Origin of the sequence: Pseudoalteromonas sp. Z9A5 (assembly GCF_011378875.1) — a bacterium.
GTDB lineage: Bacteria > Pseudomonadota > Gammaproteobacteria > Enterobacterales > Alteromonadaceae > Pseudoalteromonas.
In genome coordinates this window covers 32995-48061 of the sequence record NZ_WTLC01000039.1, presented here as the reverse complement: position 1 = coordinate 48061, position 15067 = coordinate 32995, and the positions used below count along the sequence as shown (strand labels likewise).

Here is a 15067-nt window from a genome sequence, read left to right as displayed (position 1 = left end):
CTCTGCTTTTGGGATAGATAGTGGTTTGGCGATTACTATCAGATCAAATTCAGAGCATGTTTTCAAGTTTTATTCCTTAAGATCCAACCTATGAAGCCTTGCTACATAGATTTGCTCTTGTAGTAAGGCTTTGTCGTTTAAGTCACTGTGCTTGTTAGAGTTGAATTGCCCGCCAGTGCTCATTATAAAAACGGTGCATTGTTTCGATTCGTATTATCCCACCAGCATAATCACACTGATATCAACTTTATCGTTTATTTATATTTACGTATTTATAAACTGGTACAGCCTTTGCTTTATTAGCTAAATTAGCCACTTTAATTACAACAGACTCAAATAACTGAGTATTTTAAACTCATGTACGCAGTTTAATTACAATTTTGCGTAGTTTTTACATGTTTAAAATACTCATTTGTAACGTCTCAGGTAAAGGAAATTACAATGAGCTCTTTTTCTAATGTATCACACAGTAAATGGTTTAATTCTATAGTGGTAATTATATTATTGCTTGTTATTGCCAGAATAGCGGCTCCTTACGGGGTACAACAGTATGTAAATTATCAGCTAAAACATACTCAAGGGATTACTGGGCATGTAGGTGACGTAGATTTATTTCTATATCGAGGGGCTTATGCCATTGATGATGTAGAAATTTATGCTGTTAATGCAACCTCATCCCCAAAACCATTACTTGCAGTACAAACACTCGATTTTTCACTTGCATGGTCGGCGCTTTTTAAAGGTAATTTAGTAACAAACATGGCGTTTACGCGTCCTGAAATAGTTATTTACGATAAAGACCCAAGTACAGTAGAGCAAAATAAACAAGTTAAAGACGAAACAACATGGGTAGGGCTTGCTAATAATTTAGTGTTGTTTTCTATCGATACACTAACTATAAAGCAAGGAAAGCTAACCTTAGTTAATTCAACTAACAGCGGTGAAAAACCAACTTTTATATCAAATATTAATGCCGAAATTAAAAATATTACCAATGCTCAAAACTTATCAAAAACACTTGTGACTACTTTAAATGTTGAGGGAGCATTAATGGGCGAGGCAGCCTTAAAACTTAATGGCAAACTTGATCCCTTTAGTAAACAGGCTAATTTTGACTTAAATGCAGAGGTGCAGCGTTTTTCAGTTAAAAACCTCGATACTGTATTTAAAGTGTATACACCGTTTGATATTGAAGCGGGTGGCATTGATGGCGCTATGGAATTGGTGGCTAAAAATAATAATTTAAATGGCTATGTAAAAGCGGGTGTTCAAAACTTGAGTGTTTTTTCTTGGCGAGAAGATATAGAAAAAGATGATGATGGGGTGTTTACAGCAATATTTGAAGGCAGCGTTGATTTGCTAAGTACCATACTAGAAAACGATGAATCTAAGCTTGTAGCTGCGCGCATCCCTATAAATGGGCAACTCGACAACGCAGATGTGTCGACTATTGAGGCTGTTACTTCAGTATTAAAAAATGCATTTTTTGATGCCTTTAAAATGAAAGTCGATAACGTCATATCTTTTGAAGATACGAATAACGAATCTACAAATGATGAGTGAAATGAAGGTGCTTTGTAATACTTATAAGTTAACGTTTAGCCCTAATTACACCCACTTTTAAATATAAGTGGGTGCTTTAATATTGGTTATGCACATTATTCTTTGCGGTTACTCAATAACTCTTTTAACTCTGCAATTTGAGCTTGTAGTTCGCTTACTTGGCCTTGTGTTGCAGGGAGTGACTCGTTATCTGCAAGTTCTTCTCGGGCATTACGATGCTCTTCGCTCATTACTTCAAGTATTGCGCCTACCATCATATTTAAAAATACAAATGCGGTTAAAAATATAAAGGTTAAATAGTAAATCCAACTTAAATCATATACCGCCATTGTTTCGTACATTATGTCGGTCCAATCTTCAAATGTGGCTATTCTAAATAATGTAAGCATTGATATAGATACATCTTGCCAAAGCACGGGGTTTATTTCAGCAAACATCATGCTACCCATTGCGGCGTAAATGTAAAAAATAACAAACATTAAAAGTGCTATATAACCCATTTGCGGAATTGCTTTAAACAATGAATTAACTAATAAGCGCAGCTCTGGGATCATAGACACCAATCGCAATACTCTAAATATGCGAAGTAATCGCGCAATTAACATGGTAGAGCCTGCCGCAGGGTATAAACTACCTAACACTATAATGGTGTCGAATATATTCCACCCTTTAGAAAAGAAATCTTTTATACCTTTACTTGCAACAAAGCGAATAGCTAATTCAATCAAAAAGAATGCCGTTATGCCTATATCCATCCAATTTAGAGCAAGTTCTACCGTTGGATGTAGTGAGTAGGTATGTGCGCCTACAGTCAAAGCAGAAACAATTATTACAGCTATAACAAATGATTGAAATATCTTGCTTTTGTCTATACGCTGAAACAACCTTTGCAACTGCGACATCATAATAGTGGGTCCTGTGAGGAATAAGATTTTATGGTGCTAATATACAATAACATTGTAATAATTTAACGTTTTTTCGATATAGAAAGTGTAAGGAAGTTAATGTTTATCAATAAACTAAAAAATAGTGCATTACTTATTGTTGGGTTGTGTGTTTTAGCCGCTTGTAGCTCTGAAACCCGCTTTCATGAAGTTCAATCGGCACGTCTTGATGAGTGCAATTATAAAGCAGACAAAGAATATTATGAATGTTTAGATAATCAAGATTCCAATTATGAAGAATTTAAAAAACAGCAACAAGCAGATACCAAATAAGTAGCATTATTATTTATGACTAAAACTCAAAAACTACGAGATAAACAAATTCGCTTAGCGCTAACTGTTGCGTGCGAAACAATAAAAGAAACAGTATTTGGCTTTGATTACCTAACGCATACGGTCGATTTAAATAATGAAGCCAGCACATTAAAAGTTATGTGCTACTTTAGCGACGAAATTGCGCTTGAAAATGCAAAACCACAACTCGGCGACTTAGCGGATATAATACTTAAGCAACTCGCAAGTATTAAATTGAATGTAAAACCAGCACACATCTCATTTTTAGCCAATTAACAGCGGTTTAGTTGGTATGACATCACATGGACGTTATAATTAGATAAATTATTTTTAGGGTTTAAATTATGGCTGTTCCTACGCGTTCGCAAATTTCACCAGGCACAACAGTAAATATTGTATTAAAAGAAGATCAACGCAGCGGTACATTGACCGAAGGTGTTGTTGAACGTCTTTTAACTAAATCGCCTAATCACCCACACGGTATTAAAGTTCGTTTAGAAGATGGTCAAGTTGGCCGAGTGAAAGAGATTTTATAATGGCAGCATTAACAGAGCATGCTTTTTGGGATTTAGTAACCGCTCCTGAGTTAGGACTCGATCCGCAAAGTGTAAGCGACAATTTAAAAAGTAAATTAACAGATTTAACCGACCAACAACTTATAGAGTTTGATAAGTATTTTGGTATAAGCATGCGTAAATGTTTTACGTGGGACTTATTTGGCGCAGCCTTTGTTATGGCTGGCTGTAACGATGATTATGGCTTTAGTGAATTTAGATGTTGGTTGATTTCGCGCGGTAAAACAGTGTTCGAAAACGCCTTACTCAATGCCGACTCAATTGCACAGTGTTCACCTGTTTATTTTTTAAATGAACAGCCTTATCCGTATATTGATGAATACGATTTAATCGCAGGCTTGTTATACGAAGAACGTAACGATGACGAACTGCCGTTTATTCCATCAGGAAGCGACGAGCCTCAAGGTAAGCGATTTAAAGACAAACCTAAGTTTTTAAAGTTAAGTTATCCTTTATTATTTGCAAAATATTGGCAGTAATTTGTATTTAATCGTTTTGTTGTTTAGGTACGTATTTAATAGCGCACTTAACAACAAAATGATTAGTTGTAGTATCTAATCGCTGTAGCACGACTTCTCTCCTTTTATAGTAAATCTCTGTTATAGTTGTAAAAAGTTAAGTAGCTAAGCATTTTTCGCTTGTCTAACACATTAACTCTCGAGGATACACACACGCAATGAAATATATAACATTTGCTTTGCTAGCAATTACATTTACAAGTGCCTACGCTTTTAGTGAGCCAAGTAATAAAACGCGTTTTATTCCTCTTTTAAAAACTAAATTAGGTGCTTATGAGGTTGTGTCGGCTAACTCGGCTTTGTGCGTTAATAGCCGTTTAAGCTTACAAGATGAAAAAAATGCTTCAGCGGGATTTAAATTAGGTAACGAAATTATTTTTGGACCTTTACATAACGGAACACAAACCACTAAAAAACCTAACTTTTGTTTTATTACGAGTTCATTAAAATATAAAAGTGATGGTCTTGAGAATAGTTTAAGAATGAGTCGTTGTGAAAATCTTGCCAACGAAAAAATAATAAATCAAAGTATTAAATTTTTACCTAATAATGTCATTACATACACGTTAAGTGAACCAAGTGTAGAGTGTACATTTAAGCAAACAGATATCGGTAAATAAACATTAGCCATTTAAGTTGCTCTATTAGCTAATTAAGCTAATAGACGTTACTAAGCTGGCTAATGGCTACTCACGTTACTCGCAGTGTATTTTGGGTATGTCGCGCCAGCGAGTTGTGTACTGAGGTGATAAAAAAGCTCTGTTCATATGCCAACGATCATTTAACTTACTGCTTGCTAAGCTAAGCATTCCTTTTCCATAACGTTTATTAACCGCATCTAGGCAGTTCATTAGTTGTGGATTGTCATTGCATTTATTAAACAAATCATCTTGTTGAAATTGCTGCGAAGTAAGCTCTAAAGCACCTACACCGCATTTGTAAAAGCGCACTGCCGGTTGGTATATTTGCCCAAACACTTCTGAAATTGCATTTGCCATAACGCAGGTATCGTTAGTAGGATTAGTAAATTTATACACAAACGATTTTTTATAAAAAATGTTCTCGTGAGAGGAGCTTGCAGCAAATATATAAAGCTGATTTGTTAAAGACTTTTGTGCCCTCAGTTTACTGCCTACAATTGTTACGTGATTAATAAGCGCTGTTTTGAGTGCCGTGAGCTCGCATATCCGTTCTCCAAAACTACGAGTCGAAAATATTTCACGTTTATCTTGTCTTACATCATCCCAGTTTAAGCATGTTTCGCCGTTAAGCTCTCTTACTGTACGCTCTACTACTACACTAAAAGTGCGGCGCATAGCACTAGGGTTTTGCTGTGCTAATTGCCATGCCGTATGTATGTTCATTATTTTAAGTTTTTTAGCTAAGCGTTTACCTATGCCCCATACATCTTGGCAACTCATTCTTTGTAAAATAGCTTGTCTAGATCCCTCTGTGTCTATAACAGCAACTCCATTAAAGCCAGACAACTTTTTAGCGGCATGATTAGCTGCTTTTGCAAGCGTTGGGGTAACCCCAAAACCCACGCCTACAGGTAGCTTGGTTTCTCGCCATACAGTACGCCTTATTGTATGACCGTAGTCGTACCAACTACTTATAAGTGGTGTATAACTATTAAAATGTAAAAACGATTCGTCAATACTATACACGTGTTGAGTATCGCAAAAGCGAGCAATTACGTTCATCATTCTATCGCTTAAATTGGCATATAGTTCGTAGTTACTAGAGCGAACAATTACGTTATTTTGCTCAAGCAAATGCTTCACTTTAAAGTAAGGACCAAATTTAGGAATATTTAAACGTTTTGCAATAGGGCATACCGCACATACACACCCATCGTTATTTGTAAGTACAACAACAGGTTTAGAACGAATAGCAGGATCAAAAACCTTTTCGGCGCTGGCATAAAAAGACACCGCATCAACTAAGGCATACATGAAAGTAACTCGGGGTTTTGTCTGTGTAATCTAATAGATAAACTAACCACGCCTTCAAGCTGAAACTCATCACTGGGTGTAAGTTGCACTGGTTTATATAAAGGGGATGCCGATAAAAGCCGTGCATTGGTTTTATCAAGTAACTTACATACAAATAAGCCATTTAAATTAGCAACAATTACATCACCATCTTTAGCTTGCTCTGCACGGTCTACTAATAATAAGTCACCCTGAAAAATCCCCACTTCTTGCATAGAGCTGCCAGAAGCAACCCCAATAAAGGTCGCATCAGGGTGCTTAATTAATAATTCATCAAGCGATACACCAAGCTCGCTATATTGTGCAGCGGGAGATTCAAATCCACATACACCGGCTTCTATATAAATAGGAATAACAAACATAAAGGTCAACCAAAACGCATATACTGTATAAGTGTACAGTATATGCGTTTTGTTTAACTTATGCCAAGTAATGCATTAAAGATCATTGCATGTTTTTGATCATTTTTTTTGCAGTGTCTAAAAAGTCATTGATTTGTTGAGGGTTTAAATTTTTACACATTTGCTCGTTAACACATTGCTCTGCATTTAGTAATTTATCAAAAAGTGCTGTGCCTTGAGAGGTGAACGATAAAATAAAACAGCGTTTGTCTTGCTCACTCGCGCATTTATTTATTAGATTTAAAGCTATTAACTCCTTAACCAAACGTGCTATTTGTGCTTTATCACGTTGAGTTTTGGTCACAATGTCGTTTGCTGTGCAGTTACTAGTAGCAGCAATAATATGCAAGCAACGTACATGCATTGCGTTTAGCTCAAGCTCACTGGCATTAATGGCTTCACGTATTGTTACACGGTAGTTTTGCATTAATACAAAAAGTGTATTGGCAAGAGAAGAGTTCATATTAAATCCATAATGGTTGACAATGTCAATTAAATTGCTATAGTTGATTTTATCAACCAATGGGGCGTTGTGCAATGTCTGCTTTTAGCAGCTTATTATTTAAATCCAAGTTTTGTAAAACGAGGTAATACATGAGCAAACAAATTCGCAAAGCTAACGTGTTAAGTACAAAGCAAATTACACCGCATTTACAGCGTATAGTGCTAGGCTCTGATGAGTTTAAAGGTTTATCAACAAGCTATATTGGAAACTACGTAAAAGTGTTGATCCCCAACGATCATAAAATAGATTTAGACATAAAAACGGCATGTATGCGTTCTTATACTATTAGAGACATAAACCTAAACAACGGCGCTATAACACTCGATTTTGTTATAAATATGCACCAAGGTCCTGCAACACAATGGGCGCAATCAGTAAAAGTAGGTGACGGGGTGGCTATAGCTGGTCCTGGACCTAAAAAACTTGATAACTATGACCACGGTCATTATGTACTATTGGGCGATTTAACCTCAGTAAATGCAATTAAAGCGTATTTACAACTACTGCCAAAAGCCGCCAACATTGATGCGTTTATACATGTACCCACAGCGAAAGATATTATAAGTTTAAACACAACGCGTAACGTAAATTGGTTAGTTACCAGCACTCCCGACAAAAGCATGCTAAATGCATTAAGTAACTTAGAAATAAGCGAACAACCTCCTATTGTATTTATGGCATTAGAAGCAGGGCTTGTACGTAAAGTTAAAACACAATTAGATGAACGCTTTTCTATACCGCGATGTAACATAGTTTCATCGGGATATTGGAAAAAAGGGCTTAACTCAGAACGCTACAAGCAACTACGCCAGCGCGATGCTGAACTGGCTCGAATATCTTAGAGCTAAATAACATATGCATATTTACTTTTATACACTCAAGTAACTTGAATTGATCTCATAGCAGTCCCATTTAAGTGTTTTATACTAATAACATATTATTAGTATGCATTTTTAGGAGCTGCTATTTTGTTAACTAATATTCCCTTTTCTTTATTAGAGCTTGCACCAATGCCTCAAGGGGCAACGGTATCCAATACCTTACATAAAACTACCAAATATGCACAAAGAGCCGACGAGTTAGGTTTTAATCGTTTTTGGCTTGCAGAACATCATAATATGCCAGGTATTATATGCGCCGCCACGTCTATCTTAGTTGGGCATATTGCCGGCAATACTGAAAAAATACGTGTTGGTTCGGGCGGTATTATGTTGCCAAACCATTCAACATTAGTTGTTGCTGAGCAATTTGGTACATTAGAGAGTTTATACCCAGGAAGAATTGATTTAGGACTTGGTCGTGCCCCTGGCAGTGACCAAGTAACAAGCCGTGCATTAAATAGTGACATGAGCCGCGCCGAACGCTTTCCTCAAGAAGTAAGCGAACTACAAACATTGTTAGGTCCTTATAATGGCACGCACCCAATACGCGCTATTCCTGGTGAGAACACAAACGTACCTATTTGGTTATTAGGTTCAAGTTTATTTAGCGCGCAACTTGCAGCGCAAAAAGGGTTACCGTATGTATTTGCAGGGCATTTTGCACCGCGCTTTGTACACGACGCAATAGCGCTGTATAAACGCGAGTTTAAAGCATCAAGCGTACTTGATAAGCCATACGTCATGCTTGCACTGCCTTTAGTGGCAGCAGACACTGACGATGAAGCGCAGCACTTATCTACAACGTCAAAGCAACGTGTTTTAGCTTTAATTAGAGGCAAAGAGCTGTGGTTAAAACCACCTGTAGATACAATGGATGGTTTATGGAGCGAGCAAGAACGCGCTCATGTAGAAAACTTTTTAAGCTTAAGTGTAACCGGCGGTCATGTAAGTATTAAACACAAGTTAGAAATGATCGTAAAACAACTCGAAGTTGATGAGTTTATATTTACTAACGACTTATTTGATGAAGAAAAACGCCATCGTGCCCTCGAAATATTAATGGAAATAAAGCATTAGCATATAGTTAGTTAAGCAAGCGTACACCTTGTCTTTGTTAAGGTTGCAGGCATCAATAAAGAACATTCATTTTATACATTGAATTGATTTATGTGATGTCTGTAAAATTGAAAAACCAGTCTTTTGAAAGAGTAATTAACTTATATTAAGTCAATTTATCGACCATATAGCGTTCTATTTTATCAATCGAACTGATTTAAACAATCAATTTTAAGATATTACTTTTATTTATTACACTGTATGTATTAAACCAAACATCATTAAATAAAGGTAGGTTCACCGTGAAGTCTCTAAACACCGCAACAGCTAATTCAGTTAATCAAACAGCGCAGCCAAAAGTTGCTCTGATTGCTGAAGGTGGCGGGCAACGAGGAATCTTCACGGCAGGCGTACTTGATGCTTGGTTAGAGCAAGAATACGACCCATTCGACTTATTTATTGGCACCTCTGCCGGTTCTCAAAATTTAACCAGCTATTTAGCGCGTCAAAAAGGCTATGCAAAGCGTCTAATTAGAGGGTTGTCTCGTAATAAACGATTTTTTCAATTAGGTCGTGGTTTGGTGGGTAAACACATAGTCGACTTAGATTGGTACTTTGACAAAACCACCGAAGTAAACAGAGCTATTGATTTCAAAACGGCTAAAACCAGTTTAGGTGATCGTGAATTACTTATTACGGCTACTAATGCACGAGACAGAAAAGCGTACTTTTTATCGCCAACAGGCGAAAGCCAGCAATGGCGTGAGCTGCTAAAAGCGTCAAGTGCACTGCCATTTTTGTATAAACAAGGCGTAAAATTAACACCTTGGTTAGATGCAAAAGCAGCTAACGAAACACACCTAGCTGAAGATCAAAATCAAAGCGATTTTTATCTCGATGGTGGTTTAGCTGCACCTTTACCCGTTCGTGAAGCGTACAACCGTGGCGCACGAAAAATTGTTGTAATAAGAACGGTAGATGCTAATTTTCAGGCGCAGTCTGCATGGGTTCAAAAGCTAAGAACCTTTGCTATTGCATCAGGTTATTGCCCAAAAACATTAGACTACCTAATACAACACGAACAAGCTTATTTAGACGAGCTTAACTTTATTGCTAATCCTCCTGATGATGTAGAAATAATACAAATATTTGCAGACGAAAAGCTGCACAGTAAATTATTAGGCAGTTCGAATGACGACTTACGTTTTGATCATAAACTAGGGTTAGATGCAGGGCGCTCATACTTAGCAATCCAAAATTTACAGGTTAACAGTAATAACCACTACGGTGCTACTACACAATACAGCTATAACTAAGCTGTAAATCAACAGCCAAATTTTAAATATAATTAATAAATAGCGCATACCCTTATGCGCTATTTTTTTGTTATTAATTACTCTTATTACGCCTAACCGCATTAAAATAAAAAGCGGTTACACCCCTCATACACAAAACAAAAATACTGAATCTTAAAAGATATTATTGATTTTTTAACTAATCAATATAAAGTGTAATTATGATTTATTATTCACATTTAAAGAAATAAAATTCATAGTTAAAGTGGGTTTTATCACTGATCAATAAACACCCAAGCACGCTTCACTATAAGGCAAAGTCAATTTTAAAAGCGATTATGGCTTAATGTTTATCGACTTGCTAAATAGCGCGATATGGCACAGTTTAAATGGGTGCTTATATAGAGAAAAAGTATAAAAATAAAAGGGATTAGTAATGTTCGATATCGTAGTGAAAAGTGTAAATGACCTCTTGTGGGGAAAGGGTCAGGTACTTATTTATATTTTACTCTTTACCGGTATTTGGTTTTCTGTGCGTTTAAAAGGCATCCAAATATTTAAATTTAAGCATATGTTTAGCTTACTTAAAGGCAGTAGCAAATGTAAAAAAGACGACATTTCATCATTCCAAGCCCTTTGCACAGGGTTATGCGCCCGTGTAGGTACCGGTAATTTAGCTGGTGTAGCGGTTGCAATTTCTCTTGGTGGTAGCGGCGCAATATTTTGGATGTGGGTTATTGCTATACTGGGAATGGCAACAGGCTTTGCCGAAAGCGTACTTGGGCAAGTATACAAAGTGCGCGATAGCAACGGCGATTTTAGAGGCGGCCCCGCGTATTATATTCAACAAGGTTTAGGTAGTCGCGCCTTTGCTATTGTATTTGCCGCGTGTTTGTTTTTAGGTTACGGCTTTACCTTTAGCGCCATGCAAACTAACACAATTACAGACGCGCTAAACTATGCGTTTAAAGTCCCTACACTTTACTCAGGGCTGGTTATTACCGTACTAGCGGGCTCAATTATACTCGGTGGCTTTAAAGCAATTGCCCGATTTGCAGAGCGCGTAGTGCCTATAATGGGCATTGTATTTGTACTCGCTGCTGTCATTATTACCCTTATAAATTACACGCAAGTACCTGCTATGCTTAAAGATATATTTTTATCAGCATTTGGGTTACAAGAAGCGGGTGCCGGTGCAATGGGCGCGGCTATTAAAAATGGTATTCAACGTGGTTTATATTCAAACGAGGCGGGTGCGGGTAGTGTGCCGCATGCATCAGCAAGTGCCAGCCCTATTCCTAATCACCCTGTAACGCAAGGCTACATACAAATGCTAGGCGTATTTTTCGATACGATTGTACTGTGTAGCTGTACAGCAGTTATTATTTTATTAGCCGATGTAGATATAAGCGGCGAAATGGAAGGCATCCGCTTAACGCAAAGCGCCATGACCGCTCACTTAGCACAAGGTGGTGTTTACTTTGTAGCAGCTGCAATTACCTTATTTGCGTTTACCTCGGTAGTGGCAAATTACGCCTATGCAGAGAGTAACTTGCACCTCTTTAAGCTCGACAACAAAGTAGGGCGCGGCATTTACACTTTGCTTTATTTATCAATGATGTTGTGGGGCGCATCAGCCACGTTAAAAGAAGTGTGGGATTTAGCCGATATTGCCTTAGGGTTAATGACAGTGGTTAACGTTATCGCTATTATACTGTTAACGCCGACTATTTTGTCTGTTACCAGCGATTACCACGCACAAAGAGACAAAGGTTTAGAGCCCGAATTTAAAGTAAAAGATGTAAAAGTACAGGGTAAATGCGAAGACGGCATTTGGGATTAATTAACGTACTTTAAGCACCTTTAATGATAAAAAGCGGTTTTATGGCAACATAAAATCGCTTTTTGTTTTGAATAATTATTCACTTTAAGTTTTAAATAAACAACTAAAATAACCAATAATAAAGGCACTATTTTTTAGATGATCGAGATCCACGCAGGTAAAACCGCAGCAAAAATAATAAACGAACAAGGCTTTAAACCAGAACTTTTCACCTCTTTTTTAGGCGCAAGTGGTGGCCCAAAATGGTTTACGTTATTTGGTTTAGATAAATACATTTTTGGTGAATTTTTTAAAACCGAACTCAGCCACTTAATTTAATTGGATCATCAGCTGGCGCTTTTCGCTCTGCGTGTTTTGCACAAAAAGATCCCGTTGCAGCTATTGAGCGCTTAGCAAAATCGTATTCGCAAACCCGATATTCGAGTAATAAACCAACGCCCGCTGAAATTACAATAAAAGCGCGCGCATTACTTGAAGATGTTTTTGGCGATAACGGCGTAACCGAAATTATAAATAACCCCGTATTTAAAGCGCACTTTATCGTGGCTAAATCGAATGGATTCATAGCCAGCGAAAATAAATTAGTACAGCTACTGGGTTTATCAAAAAGTTATATGCTCAATCGCGTTAACCGAAAATTATTGGGCTCGCAGTATGAGCGTTTTATATTTGGTCCAGCAACAAGCGACTTATCAATTACCGACAGCTACAATTTTAAAACACAAAACATAGCACTCACACAAACAAACTTAAAAGATGCATTACTTGCATCAGGCTCTATACCGCTTGTTATGCAAGGTATAAAAAACATTGCAGGCTCACCACCTGGAATATACCGGGACGGCGGAATTATTGACTATCACTTTGATTTAAAAATTAATAACCCAGGCTTAATTTTATATCCGCATTTTAATTCAGAGCCAAAAGCAGGGTGGTTCGATAAAAATTTAAAACGCAAAGTGTCACCTCTCAATTACGATAATGTAGTGATGATCACCCCATCAAAAGAATTTATAGCAAGCTTACCTTACGGAAAAATTCCAGACAGGAATGACTTTACCGATCTCGATGCCGATACACGCATAAAATATTGGAATACCGTTTTTAGTGAAACTGAAAAATTGGCGGAGGCGTTTGATAAAAAATTAAATCCAGGATAAATTTTTAAGCATATACTATTTAGGACGATATAAAATTATAAATCTCGGTATATAGTCAAAAAAGAAAAGGGCAGAAAAGCCCTTTTATTAATGCTTTATAATTGCTTTTAATAGTGACTGCTTGGCACTTAGTTACTATATTTTAAATTAATAATAGTAGCTCTTCAGTATTCGTTTTTTGATGCCCTTTCTCAAGCACCTTGCTTTATTTCTATCTGTACTGGGTAGCATGTAATCATTAGAGGAATAACTAAATTTTTTCTTGATATTGTCAGATCTCCCACCAAAAAAAAGACCACTTAGTTAAGCAAATCGGTATGTAAGGTGTTTTTGGTTAGTTCTAATTTGATAGAATATATACAAAGTCAAACAGGGGATTATAATTTTATCAAAAATTATTGACATGTTATTATTTGAAAAATGAAAATGAAAAGGATTAATGATTATAAGAAATATACTAAGAAAATAACCGTTTGCTAGGATAGGTAAACGGCACCTACAGATAAAAACAAGTTATCAAATTTGACTCTTTTGTGATAATTAGATGTTAACGCGATAAATTGACTTTGTCAATGATGCCCAGCTTCCTAGCTTATAAATTCATAATTTATTAGGAGCAGTAACATGCTATCAACTATAGTAAGCTATATTCTTGAAGTAATTCAAGATGCTACAATTCCATTATTAATGAGAATTTTAAATCCACTGAAACATTCAACCGATTACTATAAAATGAAAACAGCAAGGATTGAATTAAAGATAAAGGAAGAAGAACTTAAGAAACTTAGGTAGCTAATAGTTTAGAGCCGGGTAATCGGCTCTTATTTACTAAATTAGCTACCAGATCTTTGAGCTATTTCACTAATAATATTTAGCAATTTATCTTATCGATCTGATAAATATAAATCCTATGCTTTATATACAGATGCTAACGTCCATGCAAAATATTTATACCGCTGTACTAGCTGAATATCAGAGAGTTTAATCTTCCATCGAGATTTAAGATCAGTGTAAGTATTATTCGGATAAATCTTCCAATAAATTATAGCGAGCAGTTTTTCTGCAGATAGTCTTGCTTTTCCATAGCCGTAACCAAATAGAGATCAATATATTTTATCGCTAATGTAATAGGGACAGATTTAAGAGAATTACCTTTAAATCGGGCTATCGAAAAATAGTAAAACAAAGATGAGGATAAAATCGATCAGATATTATAAAAATTTATCTCTCAACGTGTGACGGTAACACTAGTTCCACGTTTAGCAAGTGACACAACAGAGGGCGCATTTGCTTAATAGTAACTGCCCATAAATTACGTTATGTTAAATAGGCTTGGTTTTAATAAAGCGAGCGTGATTATACAAACCAGCTCGCTTTTAGGAGAGTAATTTAGGGGCTAATTAAGCTCTGAATCGACCCAAAACTTAGTTCCTTTTAAAACGGCTTGCAATGCAAGTCCATTTTCGGTTAAAGAATATACAGTAACTTGATCTGCAATAGCTTCGGCAACTACAGCGCCACCTTTATCACCATATTTAGCAGCAGCATCTGCATTGCCACCAAATGTCCAACCGTTTTCAATAAATCTATTTAATGCTGCTTGGTTATGAAAAACCATTACAACATTAAAATCTTTTACGCCTAAACCAAGCCCTAAACCAGCTTCGCCCATATTCATGTATGTCGATTTACCCGTAAGGTTATTTCTAATAACACCATAGCCACCACCAAAACTAGCAAGCACTACATTTACATTCGCGTTATCGAATACAGCATAACCAGCCGAGTTAGCAATTTGTTTTTTAACATCAGGTTTTTCAGCGTATAATTTATCTAATGTGTTTGCTTTCATACTTTGTACAAGTGAACGTTTTTCGCTTGGTGAAGCACTGCCAGTTGTAGCGCAGCCCGACAATGTAACACTTAAAGCTAATACGCTTAAAATAATAAATTTTTTCATAATTTTTTCCTTAATAAAACATAGCAACTAATAGGCATAAATTTAAAATAATAAAGCTATACTATGTCCAATACTAGA

General features: G+C 36.5%; 15 protein-coding genes and 1 pseudogene. 11 read left to right on the top strand and 5 right to left on the bottom strand.

Annotated elements, in window-relative coordinates:
• The first annotated feature begins 441 nt into the window (after window positions 1-441).
• Window positions 442-1563, top strand: a complete 1122-nt coding sequence (locus GQR56_RS17210; RefSeq protein ID WP_166113764.1) for a DUF748 domain-containing protein — start codon at window positions 442-444, stop codon at window positions 1561-1563.
• A 95-nt stretch (window positions 1564-1658) separates the two neighbouring features.
• Here the strand turns inward: GQR56_RS17210 and GQR56_RS17205 are convergent, their stop codons facing one another.
• Entirely contained in the window at window positions 1659-2468 is an 810-nt protein-coding gene (locus GQR56_RS17205; RefSeq protein WP_166113761.1) for an ion transporter, read from the bottom strand.
• Between the two features lie 99 nt (window positions 2469-2567).
• On the opposite strand from GQR56_RS17205, the gene GQR56_RS17200 reads away from it, so the two are divergent.
• The 5 genes from GQR56_RS17200 (at window position 2568) to GQR56_RS17180 (ending at window position 4514) form a co-directional block, all read left to right on the top strand.
• Window positions 2568-2780, top strand: coding sequence for a hypothetical protein (locus tag GQR56_RS17200; protein ID WP_024609918.1), 213 nt, complete (start codon window positions 2568-2570; stop codon window positions 2778-2780).
• A gap of 15 nt (window positions 2781-2795) precedes the next feature.
• The gene (locus tag GQR56_RS17195; protein WP_166113758.1) at window positions 2796-3077 is read left to right on the top strand and encodes a hypothetical protein; all 282 of its coding nucleotides are present in this window, start codon (window positions 2796-2798) and stop codon (window positions 3075-3077) included.
• A gap of 68 nt (window positions 3078-3145) precedes the next feature.
• Complete coding sequence (locus GQR56_RS17190; protein WP_007583223.1) at window positions 3146-3337, top strand: YwbE family protein; 192 nt, start codon at window positions 3146-3148, stop codon at window positions 3335-3337.
• Window positions 3337-3855 carry a DUF4240 domain-containing protein gene (locus GQR56_RS17185; protein WP_166113755.1) on the top strand — a complete coding sequence of 173 codons (519 nt, stop codon included), beginning with the start codon at window positions 3337-3339 and terminating at the stop codon, window positions 3853-3855. The genes GQR56_RS17190 and GQR56_RS17185 overlap by 1 nt, the downstream gene beginning before the upstream one ends.
• Before the next feature lie 197 nt (window positions 3856-4052).
• Window positions 4053-4514 (top strand): hypothetical protein, encoded by a 462-nt coding sequence (locus GQR56_RS17180; protein WP_166113752.1) that lies wholly within the window; start codon window positions 4053-4055, stop codon window positions 4512-4514.
• Window positions 4515-4589: 75 nt separating this feature from the next.
• On the opposite strand, the gene GQR56_RS17175 is transcribed toward GQR56_RS17180, so the two are convergent.
• The 3 genes from GQR56_RS17175 to GQR56_RS17165 form a co-directional block, all read right to left on the bottom strand.
• Entirely contained in the window at window positions 4590-5849 is a 1260-nt protein-coding gene (locus GQR56_RS17175) for a Y-family DNA polymerase (protein WP_166113749.1), read from the bottom strand.
• Window positions 5837-6250: a S24 family peptidase gene (locus GQR56_RS17170; protein ID WP_024609913.1), complete on the bottom strand. Its 414-nt coding sequence runs from the start codon at window positions 6248-6250 to the stop codon at window positions 5837-5839. Before GQR56_RS17170 ends, GQR56_RS17175 begins: the two co-directional genes overlap by 13 nt.
• Window positions 6251-6332: 82 nt before the next feature.
• The gene (locus GQR56_RS17165; RefSeq protein ID WP_166113746.1) at window positions 6333-6752 is read right to left on the bottom strand and encodes a MarR family winged helix-turn-helix transcriptional regulator; all 420 of its coding nucleotides are present in this window, start codon (window positions 6750-6752) and stop codon (window positions 6333-6335) included.
• Between the two features lie 131 nt (window positions 6753-6883).
• Between GQR56_RS17165 and GQR56_RS17160 the strand changes: the two genes are divergently transcribed.
• From GQR56_RS17160 to GQR56_RS17140, 5 genes and pseudogenes are all read left to right on the top strand, one after another.
• Window positions 6884-7636 carry a siderophore-interacting protein gene (locus GQR56_RS17160; protein WP_166113743.1) on the top strand — a complete coding sequence of 251 codons (753 nt, stop codon included), beginning with the start codon at window positions 6884-6886 and terminating at the stop codon, window positions 7634-7636.
• Window positions 7637-7762: 126 nt separating this feature from the next.
• Window positions 7763-8752, top strand: coding sequence for an LLM class flavin-dependent oxidoreductase (locus GQR56_RS17155; RefSeq protein WP_166113740.1), 990 nt, complete (start codon window positions 7763-7765; stop codon window positions 8750-8752).
• 281 nt (window positions 8753-9033) lie between these two features.
• The gene (locus tag GQR56_RS17150; RefSeq protein ID WP_166113737.1) at window positions 9034-10047 is read left to right on the top strand and encodes a patatin family protein; all 1014 of its coding nucleotides are present in this window, start codon (window positions 9034-9036) and stop codon (window positions 10045-10047) included.
• A gap of 415 nt (window positions 10048-10462) precedes the next feature.
• The gene (locus GQR56_RS17145) at window positions 10463-11869 is read left to right on the top strand and encodes an alanine/glycine:cation symporter family protein (RefSeq protein ID WP_166113734.1); all 1407 of its coding nucleotides are present in this window, start codon (window positions 10463-10465) and stop codon (window positions 11867-11869) included.
• Between the two features lie 138 nt (window positions 11870-12007).
• Window positions 12008-13029: pseudogene (locus GQR56_RS17140) on the top strand (patatin-like phospholipase family protein).
• Between the two features lie 1396 nt (window positions 13030-14425).
• On the opposite strand, the gene GQR56_RS17135 reads toward GQR56_RS17140, so the two are convergent.
• Window positions 14426-14989, bottom strand: a complete 564-nt coding sequence (locus GQR56_RS17135) for a YSC84-related protein (protein ID WP_024612141.1) — start codon at window positions 14987-14989, stop codon at window positions 14426-14428.
• Window positions 14990-15067 lie beyond the last annotated feature (78 nt).

Excerpts from the sequence above, each read along its gene's own strand:
- GQR56_RS17210 (WP_166113764.1), top strand. The coding sequence starts at position 442 with ATGAGCTCTTTTTCTAATGTATCACACAGTAAATGGTTTAATTCTATA.
- GQR56_RS17205 (WP_166113761.1), bottom strand. The coding sequence starts at position 2,468 with ATGATGTCGCAGTTGCAAAGGTTGTTTCAGCGTATAGACAAAAGCAAG.
- GQR56_RS17200 (WP_024609918.1), top strand. The coding sequence starts at position 2,568 with ATGTTTATCAATAAACTAAAAAATAGTGCATTACTTATTGTTGGGTTG.
- GQR56_RS17195 (WP_166113758.1), top strand. The coding sequence starts at position 2,796 with ATGACTAAAACTCAAAAACTACGAGATAAACAAATTCGCTTAGCGCTA.
- GQR56_RS17190 (WP_007583223.1), top strand. The coding sequence starts at position 3,146 with ATGGCTGTTCCTACGCGTTCGCAAATTTCACCAGGCACAACAGTAAAT.
- GQR56_RS17185 (WP_166113755.1), top strand. The coding sequence starts at position 3,337 with ATGGCAGCATTAACAGAGCATGCTTTTTGGGATTTAGTAACCGCTCCT.
- GQR56_RS17180 (WP_166113752.1), top strand. The coding sequence starts at position 4,053 with ATGAAATATATAACATTTGCTTTGCTAGCAATTACATTTACAAGTGCC.
- GQR56_RS17175 (WP_166113749.1), bottom strand. The coding sequence starts at position 5,849 with ATGTATGCCTTAGTTGATGCGGTGTCTTTTTATGCCAGCGCCGAAAAG.
- GQR56_RS17170 (WP_024609913.1), bottom strand. The coding sequence starts at position 6,250 with ATGTTTGTTATTCCTATTTATATAGAAGCCGGTGTATGTGGATTTGAA.
- GQR56_RS17165 (WP_166113746.1), bottom strand. The coding sequence starts at position 6,752 with ATGAACTCTTCTCTTGCCAATACACTTTTTGTATTAATGCAAAACTAC.
- GQR56_RS17160 (WP_166113743.1), top strand. The coding sequence starts at position 6,884 with ATGAGCAAACAAATTCGCAAAGCTAACGTGTTAAGTACAAAGCAAATT.
- GQR56_RS17145 (WP_166113734.1), top strand. The coding sequence starts at position 10,463 with ATGTTCGATATCGTAGTGAAAAGTGTAAATGACCTCTTGTGGGGAAAG.
- GQR56_RS17135 (WP_024612141.1), bottom strand. The coding sequence starts at position 14,989 with ATGAAAAAATTTATTATTTTAAGCGTATTAGCTTTAAGTGTTACATTG.